The 21,066-nt window shown below is 72.0% G+C and carries 19 protein-coding genes and 1 pseudogene; 15 read left to right on the forward strand and 5 right to left on the reverse strand.

From position 1 onward, the window contains the following. The first annotated feature begins 14 nt into the window (after nucleotides 1-14). The 3 genes from AOK22_RS00905 to AOK22_RS00915 are packed head-to-tail and all read left to right on the forward strand — an operon-like array spanning nucleotide 15 to nucleotide 3,455. Entirely contained in the window at nucleotides 15-1,325 is a 1,311-nt protein-coding gene (locus AOK22_RS00905; RefSeq protein ID WP_055696579.1) for an N-acylneuraminate cytidylyltransferase, read from the forward strand. Nucleotides 1,326-1,338: 13 nt separating this feature from the next. Further along, nucleotides 1,339-2,280 (forward strand): N-acetylneuraminate synthase family protein, encoded by a 942-nt coding sequence (locus tag AOK22_RS00910; RefSeq protein WP_055696580.1) that lies wholly within the window; start codon nucleotides 1,339-1,341, stop codon nucleotides 2,278-2,280. 35 nt (nucleotides 2,281-2,315) lie between these two features. Then, complete coding sequence (locus AOK22_RS00915; RefSeq protein WP_055696581.1) at nucleotides 2,316-3,455, forward strand: hypothetical protein; 1,140 nt, start codon at nucleotides 2,316-2,318, stop codon at nucleotides 3,453-3,455. Here AOK22_RS00915 and AOK22_RS00920 read toward each other — a convergent pair. From AOK22_RS00920 to AOK22_RS00940, 5 genes and pseudogenes are all read right to left on the reverse strand, one after another. After that, nucleotides 3,403-3,984 carry a carboxymuconolactone decarboxylase family protein gene (locus AOK22_RS00920; protein WP_055696582.1) on the reverse strand — a complete coding sequence of 194 codons (582 nt, stop codon included), beginning with the start codon at nucleotides 3,982-3,984 and terminating at the stop codon, nucleotides 3,403-3,405. The genes AOK22_RS00915 and AOK22_RS00920 overlap by 53 nt on opposite strands. 78 nt (nucleotides 3,985-4,062) lie before the next feature. Continuing rightward, the gene (locus tag AOK22_RS00925; RefSeq protein ID WP_055696583.1) at nucleotides 4,063-4,521 is read right to left on the reverse strand and encodes a protein-tyrosine phosphatase family protein; all 459 of its coding nucleotides are present in this window, start codon (nucleotides 4,519-4,521) and stop codon (nucleotides 4,063-4,065) included. A gap of 83 nt (nucleotides 4,522-4,604) precedes the next feature. Then, a complete protein-coding gene (locus AOK22_RS00930; protein ID WP_055696584.1) occupies nucleotides 4,605-5,003 on the reverse strand; it encodes a peptidoglycan-binding domain-containing protein in 399 nt (132 codons plus the stop codon). 208 nt (nucleotides 5,004-5,211) lie between these two features. Then, nucleotides 5,212-5,715 (reverse strand): pyridoxamine 5'-phosphate oxidase family protein, encoded by a 504-nt coding sequence (locus AOK22_RS00935; protein ID WP_055696585.1) that lies wholly within the window; start codon nucleotides 5,713-5,715, stop codon nucleotides 5,212-5,214. Next, a pseudogene (locus AOK22_RS00940) lies at nucleotides 5,715-6,569 on the reverse strand (MFS transporter); the annotation flags it as partial. The gene AOK22_RS00935 and the pseudogene AOK22_RS00940, both read right to left, overlap by 1 nt. 109 nt (nucleotides 6,570-6,678) lie before the next feature. On the opposite strand from AOK22_RS00940, the gene AOK22_RS00945 reads away from it, so the two are divergent. From AOK22_RS00945 to AOK22_RS42360, 12 genes are all read left to right on the forward strand, one after another. Beyond that, nucleotides 6,679-7,575, forward strand: coding sequence for a LysR family transcriptional regulator (locus AOK22_RS00945; RefSeq protein WP_055696586.1), 897 nt, complete (start codon nucleotides 6,679-6,681; stop codon nucleotides 7,573-7,575). Between the two features lies 1 nt (nucleotide 7,576). Beyond that, nucleotides 7,577-7,978 (forward strand): GNAT family N-acetyltransferase, encoded by a 402-nt coding sequence (locus AOK22_RS00950; RefSeq protein ID WP_055696587.1) that lies wholly within the window; start codon nucleotides 7,577-7,579, stop codon nucleotides 7,976-7,978. A gap of 243 nt (nucleotides 7,979-8,221) precedes the next feature. Beyond that, nucleotides 8,222-8,740, forward strand: a complete 519-nt coding sequence (locus AOK22_RS00955; RefSeq protein ID WP_055696588.1) for a hypothetical protein — start codon at nucleotides 8,222-8,224, stop codon at nucleotides 8,738-8,740. Between the two features lie 131 nt (nucleotides 8,741-8,871). Further along, complete coding sequence (locus AOK22_RS00960) at nucleotides 8,872-10,119, forward strand: amidohydrolase (protein WP_055696589.1); 1,248 nt, start codon at nucleotides 8,872-8,874, stop codon at nucleotides 10,117-10,119. Nucleotides 10,120-10,347: 228 nt separating this feature from the next. After that, a complete protein-coding gene (locus tag AOK22_RS00965; protein WP_107101815.1) occupies nucleotides 10,348-11,430 on the forward strand; it encodes a BMP family lipoprotein in 1,083 nt (360 codons plus the stop codon). 301 nt (nucleotides 11,431-11,731) lie between these two features. Then, nucleotides 11,732-12,784, forward strand: coding sequence for a BMP family lipoprotein (locus AOK22_RS00970; protein ID WP_055696591.1), 1,053 nt, complete (start codon nucleotides 11,732-11,734; stop codon nucleotides 12,782-12,784). A 257-nt stretch (nucleotides 12,785-13,041) separates the two neighbouring features. After that, entirely contained in the window at nucleotides 13,042-14,667 is a 1,626-nt protein-coding gene (locus AOK22_RS00975) for an ABC transporter ATP-binding protein (RefSeq protein WP_079036247.1), read from the forward strand. Next, complete coding sequence (locus AOK22_RS00980) at nucleotides 14,664-15,821, forward strand: ABC transporter permease (RefSeq protein WP_055696593.1); 1,158 nt, start codon at nucleotides 14,664-14,666, stop codon at nucleotides 15,819-15,821. Before AOK22_RS00975 ends, AOK22_RS00980 begins: the two co-directional genes overlap by 4 nt. Next, the gene (locus tag AOK22_RS00985) at nucleotides 15,818-17,080 is read left to right on the forward strand and encodes an ABC transporter permease (protein WP_055696594.1); all 1,263 of its coding nucleotides are present in this window, start codon (nucleotides 15,818-15,820) and stop codon (nucleotides 17,078-17,080) included. Before AOK22_RS00980 ends, AOK22_RS00985 begins: the two co-directional genes overlap by 4 nt. Continuing rightward, nucleotides 17,077-17,478, forward strand: a complete 402-nt coding sequence (locus AOK22_RS00990; RefSeq protein ID WP_079036248.1) for a cytidine deaminase — start codon at nucleotides 17,077-17,079, stop codon at nucleotides 17,476-17,478. Before AOK22_RS00985 ends, AOK22_RS00990 begins: the two co-directional genes overlap by 4 nt. A gap of 120 nt (nucleotides 17,479-17,598) precedes the next feature. After that, on the forward strand, nucleotides 17,599-18,876 hold the full coding sequence (locus AOK22_RS00995) for a thymidine phosphorylase (protein WP_055696595.1): 1,278 nt from the start codon (nucleotides 17,599-17,601) through the stop codon (nucleotides 18,874-18,876). 313 nt (nucleotides 18,877-19,189) lie between these two features. Next, nucleotides 19,190-20,974, forward strand: coding sequence for an eCIS core domain-containing protein (locus AOK22_RS42360; protein WP_079036251.1), 1,785 nt, complete (start codon nucleotides 19,190-19,192; stop codon nucleotides 20,972-20,974). The last annotated feature ends 92 nt before the right edge of the window (nucleotides 20,975-21,066 follow it).

Genomic DNA, 21,066 nt, shown 5'->3' on the forward strand with positions numbered 1-21,066 from the left:
CCCAAGGAGCGCCCATGACCCACCCCGACCCGGCCGGCCCACCGGCGCGCCGCGTGCTCGCCGTCATCCCCGCCCGCGGCGGCTCCAAGGGGGTGCCCGCCAAGAACCTCGCACCGGTCGGCGGCGTCCCGCTGGTGGCCCGCGCGGTCCGTGAGTGCCTGGCCGCCCGCCTGGTGACGGACGTCGTGGTCTCCACCGACGACCACGTGATCGCCGAGGCCGCCCGCGCCGCCGGAGCCGAGGTGGTCCTGCGCCCCGCCGCGATCGCCGGCGACACCGCGACCAGCGAGGCCGCCGTGCTGCACGCGATGGACGCCCACGAGGAACGGCACGGCCACACGGTCGACGTGGTCCTCCTCGTCCAGTGCACCAGCCCCTTCCTCACCCGCGAGGACGTCGACGGGGTCGCCGGGGCGGTCGTCGAGAACGGCGCGGACACCGCCGTCACCATCGCCCCCTTCCACGGCTTCATCTGGCGCGACGCGGCGGACGACGCCACCGACGAGGGCACCCAGGGCCTGGCCGCGCGCCGCACGGACGCCGTCGGCGGCACCGCGACGCTCGCCAACTCCACGCAGACCGGCGGCGGTTACGGCGTCAACCACGACAAGTCCTTCCGTCCGCGCCGCCAGGACCGCCCCCAGGACCTCCTGGAGACCGGCGCCGCCTACGCGATGGACGCGGCGGGATTCCGCACCGAGAAGCACCGCTTCTTCGGCCGCACCGAACCGGTCCGCACCGACCCCGCCCGCGTCCTGGAGGTCGACGACCCGCACGACCTCGCCCGCGCCCGCGTGCTCGCCCCGCTCTTCGACGCGGGCCGCGCGGACGCCCTTCCGACCGCCGCCGACATCGACGCGGTCGTCCTCGACTTCGACGGCACCCAGACCGACGACAGGGTGCTGATCGACTCCGAGGGACGGGAGTTCGTCTCCGTGCACCGCGGGGACGGCCTCGGCATCGCGGCCCTCCGCAAGAGCGGGCTGCACATGCTGATCCTGTCCACGGAACAGAACCCGGTCGTCGCCGCGCGCGCCAGGAAGCTCAGGCTTCCCGTCCTGCACGGCATCGACCGCAAGGACCTCGCACTGAAGCAGTGGTGCGAGGAGCAGGGCATCGCGCCCGAGCGCGTGCTCTACGTCGGCAACGACGTCAATGACCTCCCGTGCTTCGCCCTCGTGGGCTGGCCCGTGGCGGTCGCGAGCGCCCACGACGTCGTACGCGGCGCCGCACGCGCGGTCACCACCGTCCCCGGTGGTGAGGGCGCGATCCGAGAGATCGCCACCTGGATCCTCGGCCCCTCTCTCGACTCCCTCCACGACTAAGGAATTTCCTGCCATGAGCACCATCACCTCCATCGGCGCCAACTCCCGCCTCCGTCAGTTCGGTTCGAAGACGGCCGGTCCCGGTCAGCCCGTGTACATCACCGGCGAGATCGGCATCAACCACAACGGCGACCTGGAGAACGCCTTCGCGCTCATCGACGTGGCCGCCGACGCCGGCTGCGACGCGGTCAAGTTCCAGAAGCGCACCCCGGAGATCTGCACGCCGCGCGACCAGTGGGACATCGAGCGCGACACCCCCTGGGGCCGCATGACGTACATCGACTACCGCCACCGCGTGGAGTTCGGCGAGTCCGAGTACCAGGCCATCAGCGAGCACTGCGCCAAGCGCGGCATCGACTGGTTCGCCTCCCCGTGGGACACCGAGGCCGTCGCCTTCCTGGAGAAGTTCGACCTGCCCGCCCACAAGGTCGCCTCCGCCTCGCTCACCGACGACGAGCTGCTGCGCGCCCTGCGCGCCACCGGCCGCACGATCATCCTGTCCACCGGCATGTCGACCCCGAAGCAGATCCGCCACGCGGTCGAGGTCCTCGGCTCGGACAACATCCTCATGTGCCACGCCACCTCGACGTACCCGGCGCAGGCGGAGGAGCTCAACCTCCGCGTGATCAACACCCTCCAGCAGGAGTATCCCAACGTCCCGATCGGCTACTCCGGCCACGAGACGGGCCTGCAGACCACCCTCGCCGCCGTCGCCCTCGGCGCCACCTTCGTCGAGCGCCACATCACCCTCGACCGCGCCATGTGGGGCTCCGACCAGGCCGCCTCCGTCGAGCCGCAGGGCCTGACCCGCCTGGTCCGCGACATCCGCACCATCGAGGCCTCCCTCGGTGACGGCGTCAAGAAGGTCTACGAGTCGGAGCTCGGCCCGATGAAGAAGCTCCGCCGCGTCGCGGGCGTCGTCGCCGAGGCCGAGTCCGAGCCGGTCGCGGTCTGAGCGCCCACCGGTTACCGGGATACGGACAGACGACGATGAGCCCCCGAGTCGGCACCGCCGCCGACACCACGGCCCCGGACGGGGCGGCCGCCACGCTCGCCTTCGTGGAGAGCCCGGTCCAACTCCTCAACGTCCTGGAGTGGGCGCACGCCGCGGCCGCGACCGGCCCGACCGGGGGCCTCACCGTCGTCGTCCTCTCCCCGAACGACCCCATGACCCGCGGCCAGCTGCGCCGCATGGCCCAGCTCGCCCGCGACGAGGGCGTCGAGGTCCGCTGGGAGGAGGCGCGCGGCGGCGCGTCAGCTCCCTTCCACACCATCGGCGGCCTCGCCGGACCGCTGCGCAGAGCCGACCGGATCGTCATCGGCGACCCGTTCTCGCGCTACGTCCAGCTGCTGCTCACCATCACCCGGGCCCGCCGGCTGGTCGTCGTCGACGACGGCACGGCCACCATGGAGTTCGTCTCCCAGCTGGCCCGCGGCGAGCGGCTCCAGCGCTGGCACCGCAAGGGCGGCAGGCCCGGCCCCCGCGACCTGGTCTTCGCCCCGGTCTCGGCACGGGCACGGCGCCGCCTCACGCCCGGCGGCGCCCGCTCGGTCGAGGTCTTCTCGGCCATGCCCATCGACGAGGCGCCCGACGGCGTCGACATCACGGTCAACGCCTTCGCCTGGACCAGGGAGCGCTTCGGCCCGCCCCGGATCACGCGCGGCGCCGACCTCGTGGGGACCTCCCTGGTGGAGACCGGCGTGGTCGACCCGGACCGCTATGTCGAGGCGGTCCGGGCCCTCTCCCTCACGCACGGCGCCGCACGCTACTTCGCGCACCGCCGCGAGAGCGCCGAGAAGCTGCACCGCCTCGCGGTCGAGACGGGCCTGCAAGTGGTCCGCCCCGACCTGCCCCTGGAACTGATCGCCCGCCGCGGCCCCATCGGCCGCACGATCCTCAGCTTCCCCTCGACGGTCGTGCACACCCTGCCCCTGGCCCTCGCGGGCACCGAGGTCAAGGTGGCGGTCTGCGACATCGACCCGGACTGGCTCACCGAGAACGCCTCACCGCGCGCCCAGGGCTTCCTGTCCGGCGTGACGGGCACGGCGCGGGACGTGCACCGGCTCACCTCGGTCATCACGGCTTCGGCAGGTAGTCCTCGAACCGCGGGGTCCCCGGCTCCGGGCTGAGCCGGGTGGCGCGGGTGACCAGGCTGACCGTCTGGTACCAGCCGGCCAGGAACAGCAGGTCGAGGACCTGCTGCCGGGTGAACTCGGCGGTCAGGCGCGCCCACAGCGCGTCGTCGATGTCGCCGCCGTCGCCGTGCATCGCGTCCGTCAGCTCGATGAGCAGACGGTCGCGCTCGGCGGTCCAGCACGGGTCGGTGCTCGCGCCGTGGGTGAGCGAGGTGATCTGCTCCTCGGTCAGCTCGGCCTTCGGACCGAAGAAGGCGACGTGCACGGCCCACTCGTACTCCGCGCGGCACAGCGCGCAGATGCGGTCGATGACGATCTCCCGCTCGCGCATGCCGACCGTCAGCTTGTCGCCCAGCTGGTAGGAGCCCCAGCCGTTCATCGCGTCCAGCATCGGTACGTTGTGCGCGAACATCCGGAAGAGGGCCAGCGGTTTCTGCCCCTCCGGCGTCATCCGCGCCAGGACCTCGGCGGCGTCCGGGGGATAGGGCGGTTCGAGGGGCGGTATCCGGTCGGTGTCGGCCATCGGGTCGTGTCTCCTCGGGTCGAGAGGTCGAGTGGTCGGGAGGGCGGGAGGTCGAGCGGCCACGTGGCCGCGCGGGCGTCAGCCGTGGTCCGCGAAACGCGCCACGTACCGCCGCTGCCAGGGGGTCTCCACCGCGTGCCGGTCGTAGCGGGCGCGCACATAGGTGACGGCGTCGCGTGCGGGCACCCCGTCGAGCACGGCGAGGCACGCCAGCGCCGTCCCGGTCCGGCCGCGCCCGCCGCCGCAGGCGACCTCGACGCGCTCACCGGCCGCGCGCTCCCACGCCTCGCGCAGCAGCTCGCGCGCCCGCTCCCGGTCGCTCGGCAGCCGGAAGTCCGGCCACCGCAACCACCGTGAGTCCCAGGGGACTTCGGGAGGTTGCTTGCCGAGGAGGTAGACGCCGAAGTGCGGCGCGTCGCCCTCGGGCAGGGCATGGCGCAGCCCACGGCCGCGCACGAGCCGCCCGGAGGGCAGCGCGAGCACGCCGTGGGCCGTGGGCGACCAAGTCGCCTCCGTCGTACGGTCGTTGTCGGACATGCCGATGCGTGCTCCCCCTGGATCAGTGGCGTCGATGGACGCCTCCATTGTCACGGTGGGGAGCACGCGCCGCAGGGGGTTGCTCAGACACCGGTCCGCAGCCACGACCAGGTGTTGGGCCCGACGATGCCGTCGTCCGCGATGCGGCAGTCCCGCTGGAACGCCCGCACGGCCGAGCGGGTGTTCTTGCCGAACTGGCCGTCGATGCCGTCGGGGCCGATGTTGTAGTTCCGGAAGCGCAGGAGCGCCTGGATCTCCTTGACCTTCTTGCCGCTGTCGCCGTAGTCGGCGTACGTGTTGTGGGTGTCGTAGCCGCAGTAGAACCCGAGGCCGGTCCGCCACGAGCAGCCGGCCAGGGCGACGGAGGCGGAGGGCTCGGCGGCCGGGGCGGCGGCCGACGCGGTGGCGGCCGCGCCGGTGACGGCGGTCGCGGCCAGGACACCGGTGGCCAGGACGGCGGCGGTCTTGCGGTGGACGAGCATGGGCGCTCCTGTGGGTCGGGCGGCGTGCGCGCCGCCTCGGATGTGGGATGCCCGGGCACCACTCACGCTAGGGCGGCGGCCCCTCTCGGCGCGTCCCGTGGTGGTGTGATTCCCGCCTGCACCGACGGTTGCAGCGCGGTCAACCCCCGCCGTAGCGCCCGAGGGGCGTCCACCCCGCGCGGTAGACCGCAGCCCGCCCCCGGGGCGCTCAACTCGCCGCGGGGAGCGCCGTGTCCGGCCGCCAGATGACGCTCCGCAGATCGCTCCCGCGCACCAGCTGGATCCGCCGGGGCTCGATCCGGATCACGTGGTACCCGGGGTCGTCCGGGCCGCCCCGCCAGTAGTGCACCGGGTCGTAGCCCACGCCCGGCGGCCCGCCCCTGCGGTAGAGGTCCCAGGCGTGGTGCCGCGACGCCTCGTCCTCGGCCCAGGCGGAGAGCGCGTCGACGTGGACGGTGTTCTGGCGCGGGCTCCAGTAGGAGTACGTGGTGTGCGGACTGTGCGCCAGGTGGGCCGTCTTCACCGGGGTCCTGTAGGCCGCGAGCCAGCCGACCGGGACGCCGTCGACGACCTCCCAGACGGGCAGCAGGACCCGGGCGCGGGGCCGGTTCGCGCGGTCGACGGTGATCATCGTCGCGTACTTGATCTCGCGTACGTAGCCGAAGAAGGTGTCCTGGATCTCGGCGAAGGATCCGGCGCGCTCGGTGGCCATCAGCGGGCCGCCGTCAGGTCGGCGGGGGCCTCGGCGGGACCGCCCGCGGCGACCGGCGCGCTCCCGGCCCGCGTACGCAGCCCGAACGCGCTGATCAGCGCGGCGAGCAGAGCGGCGGCGAGCGGCACCCACAGGGCGGCGCGGTAGCCGTCGAGCAGGTCGGCGGGCGAATCCGACGCGGTGGCGGCGACGTTGACGGCGGTCACCGCCGACAGGCCGAGCGCGGCGCCGAACTGGAAGGACGTGTAGAGCAGCGCACCGGCCAGGCCCTGCTCCTCCTCGGCGACCCCTTCGGTGGCGACGATGGTCAGGGGGCCGTAGGCGAGGGAGAAGGCAATGCCGAGGACGATGAGGGCCGGGAACATCATCGCGTAGGTCCAGTCGGCGCCGACCGGCAGGAACAGTGCGTAGGCCAGCGCGGCGAGCAGCAGTCCGCCGAAGATCACCCGGGCGTTGCCGAAGCGGTGCACCAGGCGCGGTGTGAGGACGGGGGAGAGGATCGCGTCGACGCCGATGACGATCATCGCGAGGCTGGTCTGGAGCGTCGACCAGTCCCGCAGCTCCTGGAGGTAGAGCACGACCAGGAACTGGAAGCCGAAGAAGCCCGCGGCGAAGAGGAGTCCGGCGAGGTCGGCGCGGACCAGCGGCCAGCTGCGCAGGATGCCGAGGCGGACCAGCGGCGCGGCCGCCCGGCGCTCGATCGCGACGAACGCGGCGAGCAGCACGAGCCCGGCGCCGATCGTGAGCGCCGTCCACGCGAACGAGGTGTGCGTGGCCCGCTCCACGCCGAGCACGAGGAGCACGAAAGAGGCGGTGATGTCTGTCGGGGGAGTCCGGCGCCTGGGGCGCGGTGTTCGTGTTCATGCCGTCAGCCTCCGCGGGGGCCGGGGGCGGAACAACGGCGAAGATCGCAACGTTCGGTAAGCCAGGCTGACCGATACGGAACGACCTGGGGGTACGTCGATGGAACGCGACGAATTGGAGTGCTTTCTCATCCTCGCCGAGGAAGTGCACTTCGGCCGCACCGCCGAGCGCATGCGGCTGTCCCGGGCCCGGGTGAGCCAGCTCGTCCAGCGCCTCGAACGCCGCGTCGGCGCCCCGCTGTTCGTGCGCACCAGCCGCCGTGTCGCCCTCACCGCGCTGGGCCGTCAGCTGCGCGCCGACCTCGAACCGCACCACCGCGCCATCGAGGCCGCCCTGGAGCGCGCCGTCTCCACCGCGCGCGGCATCGAGGCCGTCCTGCACGTCGGCTTCGGCAATCCTCTCACCGGCGAGATCGTCATGAAGGCGACGGAGGCGCTGCGCGTCAGCCACCCCGGTCTGGCCGTCGAGGTCTGCGAGGTGCCGCTCGGCGATCCCTACGGGCAGCTGCGCAAGGGCGAGTTCGACGTGCAGCTCACCGAGTTCCCGGTGCGCGAGGCGGACCTGGGCGGGGGATCGCTGCTCCTCGCCGAGGACCGGGTCCTCGCCCTGCCGTCCACCCACCCGCTGGCCGCGCGGGAGGCGGTGACCCCGGAGGACCTCGCGGACGTCGCCCTCCTCACGATCGCCGGGGAGGTCCCCGACTACTGGCTGGAGCACCACGTCCCGGCCCGCACCCCGAGCGGCCGCGCCGTCGGACGCGGCCCCGGCGTCACCCACATGCAGGAGGCCCTGATGCTGGTGGCCGCAGGCCGGGGCGCCCTGCTGTCCCCCGCGCATACGGCCACGTACTTCGCGCGCCCCGGTGTCACCTACGTCCCCTTCCGTGACGCGGAGCCGACGGGATACGGCCTGGTGTGGCGGCTCGGCCACGACACGGGCGCGGTGGCGGCGTTCGCCCGCACGGCCCGCGAGGTGGCGCAGGGGCCGGCGGCCTGACGTGGCGATCACCTACGTATGGCGGGGCGACTTCCAGGACGCCGAGGTCAACGCCCTGCACGCCGAGGGGTTCGGACACCCGGCGCTGGAGATCGGCTGGCGGGCGCAGGTCGAGCGGCACAGCCTGGGCTGGGTCTGCGCGCGGGACGACGCCGGTGGGCTCGCCGGTTTCGTCAACGTCGCCTGGGACGGCGGTGTGCACGCCTTCGTGCTCGACACCGTCGTCGCCGGACGGTCCCGGCGGCGGGGCATCGGGGCCGGGCTCGTCGCCCGCGCGGTGGAGGGCGCGCGCGAGGCCGGGTGCGAGTGGCTGCACGTCGACTTCGAGGACGAGCTGCGCGGCTTCTACTTCGAGGCGTGCGGCTTCAAGGAGACGGCGGCGGGACTGATCGCGCTCCGCTGAGCGCGTGCCGGGAGCCCCTCTCCGACCGCCTCCCGAGGTCCCGAGCGCCGTCGACGGCGCCTCACCGCGCCAGGGGACGGACCGGCATCGTCAGCCTCTCGGGGCCGCGCAGGCGCTCGTTCATGCCGGCGCGCTCCACGGAGCCGCCGGCGCGGCAGGAGGAGACCGGCCTCCCCCGCCCGGCGGACCCGCCCGGTCCCCGGCGACGACGCGAGCCGCTCCCGCCGGCGACAGCATCGGAGCATGCCGAGAATCACCGCACTTCCCGAGGTCCCCCGCTGGGCCGCGCTCGCCGCGCACGCCGTGCCGCTGCTCACCCTGCCCTCCGCGCTGTGGCGGGTCGGCTTCGTCGCGGGGCTGCCCCTGCTCGCCGAGCCCCAGCGGGGCGCCGGCGAGGCCGTGTACATCCTGATGCTGAGTGTCGTCTCCGAGGGGCTCGCCCTGCTGACGCTCGGACTGGTGCGCGAATGGGGTGAGATCGTGCCACGCTGGATACCCGTCCTGGGCGGACGCCGGGTGCGGCCGCTGGCCGCCGCGGTGCCCGCGTTCCTCGGCGCCGCCGCTCTGACCTCGCTCGTCGGATGGGCGTTCTACGCACAGTTCGCCGGGCTCGCCGACGGGGGCGTCACCGACAGCACGGCGCAGACCGCGCTGCTCCTGGTGTGCTATGCGCCGCTGATGGCCTGGCCACCCCTGCTCGCGGCGGTGGCGTGGGCCTATTACCGGCGGCGGACGGCCCCCGCATCACTCATGATGGCCTGAAAGTTTACCCACCGCGACCAAGGGTCATGCGCCACGCGGCCACAAATTCTTCCCCTATCGGGCTGAACTTTTGTTGATCGTGGGTCAGTTGGCCCCGGTGTCGCCCTACCCTTCAGAGGGTGAACCAACTGATGTCCCGTGCGTCCGAAGAAGAGGTGCCCGACGACGTGTCCGGAGGCGGGTCCGCGATCGCGGACACGCTCCCCGGCGCGCTGCCCGAGGAGCTGCGCGCCGAACTCGTCGCCTTCCGGCGCGACTTGCACATGCACCCCGAGCTCGGCAACCAGGAGTTCCGCACCACCGCGGCCATCAAGGCCCGGCTGGAGGAGGCGGGCCTCGCGCCCCGGGTGCTCGCCACCGGCACCGGGCTCGTCTGTGACATCGGAGCCCGGGACGGCGTACGCCCCATGCTCGCCCTGCGCGCCGACATCGACGCGCTGCCCATTCCGGACACCAAGCACGGCGTGGCGTACCGCTCGACGGTGCCCGACCGCGCGCACGCCTGCGGACACGACGTGCACACCACCGTCGTCCTGGGCGCCGGACTCGTCCTGGCCGAGCTGGCCCGGCAGGGCCGGCTGCCCGTGCCGGTGCGGCTGATCTTCCAGCCCGCCGAGGAGGTCCTGCCGGGCGGCGCGACCGACGCCATCGAGTCGGGTGTCCTGGACGGTGTCGGCAAGATCATCGCCGTGCACTGCGACCCCCGCGTCGACGCGGGCCGCATCGGCCTGCGGCACGGCGCCATCACCTCCGCCTGCGACCGCCTGGAGGTCGCCCTCGACGGGCCCGGCGGGCACACCGCGCGCCCGCACCTGACCACCGACCTGGTCACCGCCGCCGCCAAGGTCGCCACCGAGGTGCCCGCCCTGGTCGCCCGCCGCGCCGACGCCCGCTCGGGCCTCGCGGTGACCTGGGGCCGCATCGAGGCGGGCCACGCCTGCAACGTGATCCCGCAGCACGCCGAGCTCTCCGGCACCGTGCGCTGCCTCGACCTCAAGGCCTGGCGGGAGGCGCCCGACCTGGTGCACGGCGCGGTCCAGGAGATCGCCGACCTCTACCGCGCCAAGTCCGAGATCAACTACGTGCGCGGGGTGCCGCCCGTGGTGAACGACCCGGCGGTCACCGACCTGTTGCGGGACGCCATGGCCCTGCGGCGCGGCGCGCTCTCCGTCGAGGACACCGAGCAGAGCCTCGGCGGCGAGGACTTCTCCTGGTACCTGGAGCACGTGCCCGGCGCCATGGCCCGGCTCGGGGTGCGCAGGCCGGGGGAGCGGGCCGTCCGCGACCTCCACCAGGGCGACTTCGACGCGGACGAGTCGGCCATCACGGTCGGCGTGGAACTCTTCACCGCCGTCGCCCTGTTGGACGCGGTGCGCTAGCGGCGCACAGGGTTTCCGGAGCCGGTCGCGTCCGCCGTGTTCCCGTGGGGCGCGACCGGCCCCGAGGGAATTCACCGCGGGGGACGCGACCGTCCCCGCGGGAAAAGCACGAAGCGGTAACGGCACCCGGAGAAACCGTTCCCCTCCCTTTCTACGCGCGTTAATGTGCGCCGAAATCAGCGCCGTACGCGGCGCGTTGGGGATCAAGGGGTGCTTCCTGTGCGTCGAATCTCTCGGAAATCTCGCACCACTCATATCGCCGCGACACTCGCCGTCCTCGCACTCGCCGCGGCCGGCTGCGGCAAGACCAGCGGCGAGGCCTCGCAGGACGACGGCGGCAAGGACAAGGGCTCCGCGGGCTCGTCGTACAAGGCCAAGGGCATCGGACTCGCGTACGACATCGGCGGGCAGGGCGACCAGTCCTTCAACGATGCGGCCTACGCGGGCTATTCGAAGGCGCGCAAGGAATTCAAGATCGGCGGCGTGGACATGGAGCCGGGCGACGGCGAGTCCAGCGCCGACAAGGTCCAGCGCCTCGAACAGCTCGCCAAGCAGGGCTACGACCCGGTCATCGGCGTCGGTTTCGTCTACGCGCCCGCGGTCGAGGCGGCCGCCAAGAAGTACCCCGGCACCACTTTCGGGATCATCGACGACAACACCGTGAAGGCGGACAACGTCGCCGACCTGGTCTTCCACGAGGAGCAGGGCTCCTATCTCGCGGGCGTCGCGGCGGCGAAGGCGTCCAAGGCCAAACACGTGGGATTCGTGGGGGGCGTGGACATTCCGCTCATCCACAAATTCGAGGCGGGATTCGTGCAGGGCGCGAAGTCCGTCGACCCGAAGATCAAAATCGAGAAGCGCTATCTGACCGAGAAGCCCGAGGAGGGCGGATTCTCCAGCCCGGACCGCGGACAGAACGCGGCGAGCGGACAGATCGAGGCGGGCGCCGACGTGATCTACCACGCGGCGGGCCTCTCCGGGCAGGGCGTCATCCAGGAGGCCGGCGCGCAGAAGGTCTGGGCGATCGGCGTCGACTCCGACCAGTACCGGCAGAAGGCCCTCGCCAAGTACAAGGACTACATCCTCGGCTCGGCGCTCAAGGACGTCGGCGGGGCGGTGTACGACCTGACGAAGTCGGTCGTCGAGGGCGACCCCATCACCGGCGAGCAGCGCTACGACCTCAAGTCGGGCCGCGTCGGGTTCGCCGACTCCAACCCGAAGTACACGGCGATGAAGGACGTGGTGGCCGCCGTGGACAAGGCCAAGGAGGACATCGTCAGCGGCAGGGTGAAGGTGAAGACGGTGCCGTAGCGGGAGCGGGCGGGGCGGGGATCACGTTGTACGTATTACCCGACCCCCGGCCGCACGCCGGAAATGGATCAAGGTTGTACGTAGTACGCCTTCTGCCGTCTGGGCGCCCCCTGTTGGAGGGGGCGCCCCTGGCGTGTTCTCACCCCCGACACACCCCGTACGTCTCGCGGCCACAGCTCGATAACGGACCGGACAGAAGGGTTCTTATGTCAGGTCTACGCGCGTTACGCTGCGGCGAAATCAGCGCCGGGTGAGGCGCTCGTTCGTGCTTGTCCTTGCTTGTACTAAGGAGTTCGTCCCTATGCGCCGGGTGTCTCGAATCGCTGTCGCGGGCGCCGCGACCGCCGCCCTCGCCGTCTCCGTCTCCGCCTGTGGTGGCACGTCCAGCGACGCCGCCGCGAGCAAGGACGACAAGAACAAGGGCGTGGCCATCGCCTATGACGTCGGCGGTGCCGGCGACCAGTCCTTCAACGACGCCGCGACCGTCGGCATGAAGAAGGCCGCCAAGGAGTTCAAGACCGGCGAGAAGGCCGTCGAGCCGGTCGACGGCGAGTCGGACGCCGACAAGACCCAGCGCCTGACGCAGCTCGCCAAGCAGGGCTACAACCCGGTCATCGGCGTCGGCTACGCCTACGCGCCGGCGATCAAGGAGGTCTCGGAGAAGTTCCCGAAGACCACCTTCGGCATCGTCGACGACGAAACGGTCAAGGCCGACAACGTCGCCGACCTGGTCTTCAGCGAGCAGGAGGCGTCCTACCTCGCGGGCGTCGCCGCCGCCAAGACCACCAAGTCCAAGACCGTCGGCTTCGTCGGCGGCGTGGACGTCCCCCTCATCCACAAGTTCGAGGCGGGCTTCGTCCAGGGCGTCAAGGACACCGACCCCAAGGTCAAGGTCGAGAAGCAGTACCTGACCGAGAAGGCCGAGGACGGCGGCTTCTCCAGCCCCGACAAGGGCAAGACCGCCGCGCAGGGCCAGATCGAGAAGGGCGCCGACGTGGTCTACCACGCCGCCGGCCTCTCGGGTCAGGGCGTCATCGAGGCCGCCGCCGCCAAGAAGGTCTGGGCGATCGGCGTCGACTCCGACCAGTACAAGCAGGACGCCCTCGCGAAGTACAAGAAGTACATCCTCACCTCGGCGACCAAGGACGTCGCGGGCTCGGTGTACAACCTCGCGAAGGCCGTCGAGGACGGCAACGCCAAGGGCGGCGTCGTCCGCGCCGACCTCGCCTCCGGCGGTGTCGCGCTCGCCGAGTCGAACCCCGAGTTCATGGGCATGAAGGACGTCCAGGCCGCGCTGAAGAAGGCCGAAGAGGGCATCAAGAGCGGCAAGATCAAGGTCAAGAGCACGCCGTGACGCCGTGACGTCAGCGTGATTCTCGTGCGACGGGGTGTGGGGGACGATGGTTCACCCGCGCCCCGTTCGCGCGGACCACACCTCAACTTCCCGTAGCACCGGGGACGTTCGGATCGTGCGGGACGTCCCGCCGGGCAGCCGCCCGGCGGACGGCCTCCGGCAGGGAACTTCCCCCACCCAGCAGGGGCACTGCGCGCGTAGGCGGCCCCTTTCCCTCAGGCCCTTCCGGCCTTCCGGCCCCCCGAGGAGAGTGCGCCATCGACGCGTCCACCAGCCCTCCGCCCACCGACAAGGCACCCGTCGCCCCCGGTGGCACCGCCGTTGAACTCAGCGGCATCACCAAGCGCTTCCCCGGCGTCGTGGCCAACCACGACATCCACCTCGCCGTACGCAAGGGCACCGTGCACGCCCTCGTCGGTGAGAACGGAGCGGGCAAGTCGACCCTGATGAAGATCCTCTACGGCATGCAGAAGCCGGACGAGGGCACCATCACCGTCGACGGGGAGCAGGTCGCCTTCGGCAGCCCCGCGGACGCCATCGTCCGCGGCATCGGCATGGTGCACCAGCACTTCATGCTCGCCGACCAGCTGACCGTCCTGGAGAACATCGTCCTCGGCAGCGAGAAGCTGCACGGCATCGGCGGCGCCGCCCGCCGCAAGATCGTCGAGATCTCCGACCGCTACGGCCTCGGGGTGCGCCCCGACGCGTACGTGGAGGACCTCGGCGTCGCCGACCGCCAGCGCGTGGAGATCCTCAAGGTCCTCTACCGCGGCGCCACCACGCTGATCCTCGACGAGCCCACGGCCGTGCTCGTGCCGCAGGAGGTCGACGCGCTCTTCGACAACCTGCGCGAGCTCAAGTCCGAGGGCCTGTCCGTCATCTTCATCTCGCACAAGCTCGGCGAGGTGCTCTCCGTCGCCGACGACATCACCGTCATCCGGCGCGGCACCACCGTCGGCACGGCGATCCCCTCCGAGACCACGCCCCGCCAGCTCGCCGAGCTGATGGTCGGCAGCGAGCTGCCCACCCCCGAGACGGCGGAGTCCACGGTCACCGACCGCGCGATGATCCAGGTCGAGAGCCTCAAGCTGCTCGCCGAGGGCGAGTCGGGCCGCGCGCTGCTCGACGACATCTCCTTCACGATCCACGAGGGCGAGGTCCTCGGCATCGCGGGCGTCGAGGGCAACGGCCAGACCGAGCTGATCGACGCGCTCATCGGCCTCAAGCACGCCGACTCCGGCGTGATCCGCATGGCCGGCCAGGACATCACCGCGCAGCCCACGCGCAAGCGCCGCGAGGACGGCATCGGGTACATCCCCGAGGACCGCCACCGCCACGGCCTCCTCCTGGAGTCGCCGCTGTGGGAGAACCGCATCCTCGGCCACGTCACCGAGAAGCCCAACGCCAGGGGCTTCTGGCTCGACCCCAAGGGCGCCCAGGCCGACACCCGCCGCATCGTCGAGGAGTACGACGTCCGTACGCCCGGCATCGACGTGACGGCCGCCTCCCTGTCCGGCGGCAACCAGCAGAAGCTGATCGTCGGACGCGAGATGAGCCACAAGCCGCGCTTCCTGATCGCGGCCCACCCCACCCGCGGCGTGGACGTCGGCGCGCAGGCGCAGATCTGGGACCAGATCCGCGAGGCCCGCCGCGAGGGCCTGGCCGTGCTGCTGATCTCCGCCGACCTGGACGAGCTGATCGGCCTCTCCGACACGCTCCGCGTGATCTACCGCGGACGGCTCGTCGCGGACGCCGACCCGGCCACCATCACGCCCGAGGAACTCGGTTCGGCGATGACGGGCGCGGCCTCCGGCCACCTCGAACACGTAGAAGAGGAGCCCGCCGAGGGTTCCGCCGGCACGTCGGAGGACGAGGCCCGATGAAGAAGTTCGACAAGGAGCGGCTGCTCCTCGCGGTGGCCGGACCGGTCATCGCGCTGATCGCGGCCGTGGCGCTGACCTCGGTCGTGCTGGTCGCCTCGGGCAAGAGCCCGATCGAGCCGTACACCCTGATGCTGGAGCAGGCCACCTTCTCCGACGTCCAGGTCCTGATCATCAACCAGGCCGGGATGTACTACCTGGCGGCGCTCGCGGTGGCCATCGGCTTCCGCATGAACCTGTTCAACATCGGTGTGGACGGTCAGTACCGGCTCGCCGCGATGGTCACCGCCGTCGTCGGCGCGCACGTCGCGCTGCCGTCCTTCCTGCAGATCCCGATGCTCATGCTGGTCGCCATGCTCACCGGCGCCTTCTGGGCCGGCATCGCGGGCGTCCTGAAGACCACGCGCGGCGTCAGCGAGGTGGTCGCCACGATCATGCTCAACGCCATCGCGACGAGCGTCATCGGCTACCTCACGCTCACCGAGAACTTCGGTGTGCCGGTCGGCAACAACCAGACCACCGGCGTGATGGAGAAGTCCGGCTGGTTCCCCGGGATCAAGGTCGCGGGCGGCGAGATCTACGGCTTCGTCGTCATCGCGGTCCTCGCGGGCGTCCTGTACTGGCTGGTCCTCAACCGCACCCGGTTCGGCTTCGACCTGCGCGCCACCGGCGCCTCCGAGTCGGCCGCCGCGGCCAGCGGTGTCAACGCCAAGCGCATGGTGCTCAGCGCGATGCTGATCTCCGGCGCGGTCTCCGGCCTCTCGGGCCTGCCGATCCTGCTCGGCGACACCCACACCTATAGCCTCAGCTTCCCCTCGGGCCTCGGCTTCACCGCCATCGGCATCGCGCTGCTCGGCCGCAACAACCCGGTCGGCATCGCCTTCGCCGCGCTCCTGTGGGCCTTCCTCGACAAGGCCTCGCCCGCTCTGGACTACGCCCAGCCGGAGCCGTACGACAAGGAGATCGCGGTGATCATGCAGGGTCTCATCGTGATCGCGGTCGTCGTCTCCTACGAGGCCGTGCGCCGCTGGGGCCTCAGCCGCCAGCAGCAGCGCGTCGGCGAGGAACTGGCCGCCGCCGCACGGGCGAACGCCGGCAACGGCTCCAACGGCTCCAACGGCAACAACGACTCCGCGAAGGAGGTGGCTGCCCGATGAGCACGGCAACCGTCGCCAAGCCCTCGGCCAAGCAGCCCGCGCCGGGCCGCCGCCGCGTCTCGCTCCCCGTCCTCATGCTGATCATCGCGGGTGTGCTGGTGCTGACCTCCGTGGTCCGCCTGATCACCGGCGCGGACGGCATCACGTCCACCGGCCAGATGTCCACGGCCCTCAAGCTCGCCGTGCCGATCGGCCTCGCCGGTCTCGGCGGTCTGTGGGCCGAGCGCGCGGGCGTCGTCAACATCGGCCTCGAAGGCATGCTGATCCTCGGCACCTGGTTCGGCGCCTGGGCCGGCTTCCAGTGGGGCCCGTGGGTCGGTGTCCTGTTCGGCATCGTCGGCGGCGCGCTCGGCGGCCTGCTGCACGCGATCGTCACGGTCACCTTCAACGTCAACCACATCGTCTCCGGTGTGGCCATCAACATCCTCGCCCTGGGCGTCACCCGCTACCTCTCGACCTTCGCCTTCGAGGGCGAGGAGGGCGGTACGTCCAAGCAGTCGCCGCCCGTCGACTCGCTCGGCACCTTCTCCGTGCCGGGCCTGTCCGACTGGCTCGCCGACCTCAACGGCAAGCACTGGTTCCTCGTCTCCGACCTCGCGGGCCTGCTCGGCGGGCTGATCACCGATCTGTCGCCGCTCACCGTGATCGCCGTCGCGATGGTGCCGCTGAGCTGGTGGGTCCTGTGGCGCACGTCGTTCGGTCTGCGGCTGCGCTCCTGCGGCGAGAACCCGATCGCGGCGGAGTCGCTCGGCGTCAACGTCTACAAGTACAAGTACCTGGCCGTGGTCGTCTCCGGCGGCCTCGCGGGCCTCGGCGGCGCCTTCCTCTCGCTGGTCGCCTCCAACATCTACCTGGAGGGCCAGACCGGCGGCCGCGGCTACATCGGTCTCGCCGCGATGATCTTCGGCAACTGGATGCCGGGCGGACTCGCGCTCGGCGCGGGCCTGTTCGGTTACACCGACAGCCTGAAGCTCCGGGGTGGCGGCACCAACGTGCACGCGCTGCTGCTGCTCCTGGCGATCCTGCTGGTCATCGGCGCGATCTACCTGGTGTGGCGCAAGCGGTACATCCCCGCGGTGATCACCGCGGCCGTCTCCGCGCTGATGTTCCTGTGGTACGGCTTGACCGACGAGGTGCCCAACCAGGTCGTCACCGCGACCCCGTACGTGGTGACCCTGCTGGTCCTCTCGCTCTCCGCCCAGCGGCTGCGGATGCCGAAGGCGGACGGAATGCCGTACCGAAAGGGACAGGGCAAGTGACGACTGCTGCCGCGGACACCGACTGGGACTCCCTGCGGGAGGCCGCGCGCGAGGCCATGTCCCGTGCGTACGCGCCCTACTCGGGCTTTCCGGTCGGCGCCGCGGCGCTGGTCGACGACGGCAGGACCGTCGCCGGCTGCAATGTGGAGAACGCCTCCTACGGCCTCGGCCTGTGCGCCGAGTGCGGTCTGGTCTCGCAGCTCCAGCTGACCGGCGGGGGCCGCCTGACGCACTTCACCTGTGTGGACGGCAAGGGCGACATCCTGATGCCGTGCGGCCGCTGCCGCCAGCTGCTCTACGAGTTCGGCGGCGCGGAGCTCCTCCTGGAGACGCCGTCGGGCGTGCGGACGCTGGGGGACATGCTCCCCGACGCGTTCGGGCCGCAGCACCTCAACTGACCCGGGGCCCCCGCCCGTTGCCGAGCAGCGGACGGGGGCCGTCTTCTGCTCACCGCTCTATGCGCGTAGAGTCGCGACCGAGCGCATGTGTACGCCGTTGTACTGCTGGAAGGACTTGCCATGGACGTCATCTCCGTCATCCGCACCAAGCGCGACCGGGGCGAGCTCAGCGATGAGCAGATCGACTGGGTCATCGACGCCTACACCCGCGGCGCGGTCGCCGACGAGCAGATGTCGGCCCTCGCGATGGCGATCCTGCTCAACGGCATGAACCGCAAGGAGATCGCCCGCTGGACCGCCGCGATGATCGCGTCCGGCGAGCGCATGGACTTCTCCTCGCTGTCGCGCCCCACGGCCGACAAGCACTCCACCGGCGGCGTCGGCGACAAGATCACGCTGCCGCTCGCCCCGCTGGTCGCCGCCTGCGGCGCGGCCGTCCCGCAGCTCTCGGGCCGGGGCCTCGGCCACACCGGCGGCACCCTCGACAAGCTGGAGGCCATCCCCGGCTGGCGCGCCCTGCTCTCCAACGAGGAGATGCTGAACGTCCTGGAGGGCGTCGGCTCGGTGATCTGCGCGGCGGGCGACGGCCTCGCCCCCGCCGACAAGAAGCTCTACGCGCTCCGTGACGTGACCGGCACCGTCGAGGCCATCCCCCTGATCGCCTCCTCGATCATGTCGAAGAAGATCGCCGAGGGCACCGGCTCGCTGGTCCTGGACGTGAAGGTCGGCACCGGCGCCTTCATGAAGAACCTCGACGACGCCCGCGAACTGGCCTCCACCATGGTCGAGCTGGGCACGGACAGCGGTGTGCGCACGGTGGCGCTGCTCACCGACATGTCCACCCCGCTCGGTCTGACCGCGGGCAACGCCCTGGAGGTCCGCGAGTCCGTCGAGGTCCTCGCGGGCGGCGGCCCGGCCGACGTCGTCGAGCTGACCCTCGCCCTGGCCCGCGAGATGCTGGACGCGGCGGGTCTGAAGGACGCCGACCCGGCGAAGGCCCTCGCCGACGGCTCCGCGATGGACGTGTGGCGCCGCATGATCGCCGCGCAGGGCGGCGACCCGGACGCGGAGCTGCCGGTGGCCCGCGAGAAGCACGTCGTGACGGCGCCGTCGTCCGGCGTGCTGACCCGCCTCGACGCGTACGACATCGGCGTCGCCGCCTGGCGCCTGGGTGCCGGGCGCGCCCGCAAGGAGGACGTGGTCCAGGCGGGGGCGGGCGTCGAACTCCACGCCAAGCCGGGCGACTCCGTCGAGGCGGGCGCGCCGCTGCTCACCCTCCACACGGACACCCCGGAGCGCTTCGCGTACGCGCTCCAGGCGGTCGAGGGGTCGTACGACATCGCCGCCGCGGGCACGGACTTCGCGCCGTCGCCGATCGTGCTGGACCGGATCGGCTAGGAGCCCGGGGGCCCGTACGCCGGCCGCGGGTGCGTCGTGCGTGCCCGCGCCCCTTGCGGGGCGCGGGCACGGTCTGCCCCCGTGGCCGGGGATCGTGCCCTTCCGTACCTGGACCCCGTCGGGGCGTCCCGCGTATGCAGGGTGGAGTCACAGCTTGCGCGGGAGGGCCACCTTGTACGAGCACGGTCACAGCAGCACCGCCGGTGCCGGGCCCGTCCGCGGCCCGGACCGGCGGCCCGCCGCCCCGGGCGCGACCCCGCACGGCGGCCTCCACGCCCTCCAGCGCGGCGCGGGGAACGCGGCCGTCGTCCAGATGCTGCGCCGGGCCGGGCACGCGTTCGCGGCCGACGCGCACCAGCACGGTCCCGGCTGCGGGCACGGGGGCGAGCGGCCCGCCGTGCAGCGCTCGGCCGTGCACGACGTGCTGCGCTCCGCCGGGAAGCCGCTGGACGAGCCGACCCGCACCGACATGGAGGCCCGCCTCGGCGCGGACTTCTCCGACGTACGCGTCCACAGTGACGCCGCCGCGAAGGCCTCGGCGGCCGAGGTCGGCGCCCGCGCCTACACCTCCGGCAGCCATGTCGTCATCGGTGACGGCGGCGCCGACCGCCACACCCTCGCCCATGAGCTGACCCACGTCATCCAGCAGCGGCAGGGACCGGTCGCGGGCACCGACGACGGCTCGGGCCTGAAGGTCTCCGACCCCTCCGACCGCTTCGAGCGCGAGGCGGAGGCCACCGCCCACCGGGTCCTTTCCGGTCCGGCGCCGGACGCCCCCGGGACGGCTGCCCCCGAGACGTCCGCCCCCACCGCGGGCACCCCCGGCGACGGCATCCAGCGCTACGCGTCCGGCCGGGTCAAGAGCCTGGTCAGCGAGCAGGGCGAGGGCCCGCACTTCGAGTCGCAGTCACCGCAGGGCGTCCTCGTCCCGGACCCGGAGCGCACCTCCAAGCACTCGGTGGACCACCTCGGGGTCCGTACGCACGACCCGTTCCAGCAGGACGTGGCCGAGGAGACCGGCGTCGAGCCGCCCCCGGGACAGCTGGGGCTGCCCCTGCGGGTGGCGGGCGACGGCACGCTCGCCGTGCACGACACCGAGCGCGAGCCGAAGGAGTTCTACGCGACGCAGGCCGTCGTCGACGCGAGCAACGAAGCGCTGTGGGGCGCGGACGGCGTCGGCAGCAAGTACCGCCTGGTGACGCGCGGCGCGCAGATCTCCGTGGAGAACCCGGCCGACGGCCGTCCCGTCGTCCTCAAGCGCGTACAGCCGGAGGCGCGCGACAACCCGAGGAACGCCGAGTCGGGCTTCGCGAACCTCATGAAGTCCGAATGCATCGACGTGGCCCGCGAGTTGATGGGCGGCGGCAGGGACACGGACGTCGTCCTGACCGGCCAGGAGCCCAGGCCCTGGGGCGACGGCACCGTCGACGCGCTGGCCGGCGGCCTCGCCGACGGGGTCGGCGCACCACAGGCGGCCACCCCCGAGCGCTACGGCGGCGCCCTGCGCGAGCACCCCGACGAGATGGACACCGCGTCGGCGGCCCTCGGGGTGAACAAGGCCGCCGCTCCCGCGGTGGGCGAGGGCTACACGACGGTCTCCCTGGGCCAGACCGAGAAGCTCGACTTCGCCGGGTCCGCCACCCCGACGGAACGCCCGCAGGACATCTGGGGCTTCCACTTCGCGGGCGTGGCGGCGCTCAGCGCGGACGGCCAGGACCGCGTCACCCTGGAGAACTACACGCGGACCGCCAACTCCGGTGACGCGCTCAAGGAACTGCTCCCCAGGCTCGTCGAGGAGTTCAGGACGAAGACGGCGATCCCGCTGCTCCGCCCCGGGGGCAAGACCCCGCCCACCGGCTTCGAGATGGACCGGCTGAACAAGCTGCTGCGGGAGCTCTCCGGAAGCGCCGCGAGGGCCGGCGAGGAGTTCAGGCGGCTGTCGGAGGCGAAGGAGGAGTGGAACAGCAAGTGGTTCTTCCGCATGTACGGATCGGGCGCGGGCCAGACGTTCCACGAGCAGCAGTACGACAACGGCCGCGGTGACTTCGTGAACCCCCTGACGCTGCGGGTCCGCAAGCGTCCTCCGGCGGCCACCTGACCGGCGACGGAGCGCGGGGCGCGGCGCGCGACGGCGGGCACGAAGACATGCACGGAGACGTGCACGGAGACGCATACGACGGCGGCGCGGGC

Origin of the sequence: Streptomyces silaceus (assembly GCF_001419745.1) — a bacterium.
In the GTDB taxonomy this organism is placed as follows: domain Bacteria; phylum Actinomycetota; class Actinomycetes; order Streptomycetales; family Streptomycetaceae; genus Streptomyces; species Streptomyces silaceus.

Bases quoted from the DNA above. Each gene is read 5' to 3' on its own strand.
- AOK22_RS00915 (WP_055696581.1), top strand. From the start codon at position 2,316: ATGAGCCCCCGAGTCGGCACCGCCGCCGACACCACGGCCCCGGACGGG.
- AOK22_RS00910 (WP_055696580.1), top strand. From the start codon at position 1,339: ATGAGCACCATCACCTCCATCGGCGCCAACTCCCGCCTCCGTCAGTTC.
- AOK22_RS00945 (WP_055696586.1), top strand. From the start codon at position 6,679: ATGGAACGCGACGAATTGGAGTGCTTTCTCATCCTCGCCGAGGAAGTG.
- AOK22_RS00920 (WP_055696582.1), bottom strand. From the start codon at position 3,984: ATGGCCGACACCGACCGGATACCGCCCCTCGAACCGCCCTATCCCCCG.
- AOK22_RS00935 (WP_055696585.1), bottom strand. From the start codon at position 5,715: ATGGCCACCGAGCGCGCCGGATCCTTCGCCGAGATCCAGGACACCTTC.
- AOK22_RS00955 (WP_055696588.1), top strand. From the start codon at position 8,222: ATGCCGAGAATCACCGCACTTCCCGAGGTCCCCCGCTGGGCCGCGCTC.
- AOK22_RS00925 (WP_055696583.1), bottom strand. From the start codon at position 4,521: ATGTCCGACAACGACCGTACGACGGAGGCGACTTGGTCGCCCACGGCC.
- AOK22_RS00970 (WP_055696591.1), top strand. From the start codon at position 11,732: ATGCGCCGGGTGTCTCGAATCGCTGTCGCGGGCGCCGCGACCGCCGCC.
- AOK22_RS00930 (WP_055696584.1), bottom strand. From the start codon at position 5,003: ATGCTCGTCCACCGCAAGACCGCCGCCGTCCTGGCCACCGGTGTCCTG.
- AOK22_RS00985 (WP_055696594.1), top strand. From the start codon at position 15,818: ATGAGCACGGCAACCGTCGCCAAGCCCTCGGCCAAGCAGCCCGCGCCG.
- AOK22_RS00960 (WP_055696589.1), top strand. From the start codon at position 8,872: ATGTCCCGTGCGTCCGAAGAAGAGGTGCCCGACGACGTGTCCGGAGGC.
- AOK22_RS00980 (WP_055696593.1), top strand. From the start codon at position 14,664: ATGAAGAAGTTCGACAAGGAGCGGCTGCTCCTCGCGGTGGCCGGACCG.
- AOK22_RS42360 (WP_079036251.1), top strand. From the start codon at position 19,190: ATGCTGCGCCGGGCCGGGCACGCGTTCGCGGCCGACGCGCACCAGCAC.
- AOK22_RS00995 (WP_055696595.1), top strand. From the start codon at position 17,599: ATGGACGTCATCTCCGTCATCCGCACCAAGCGCGACCGGGGCGAGCTC.
- AOK22_RS00905 (WP_055696579.1), top strand. From the start codon at position 15: ATGACCCACCCCGACCCGGCCGGCCCACCGGCGCGCCGCGTGCTCGCC.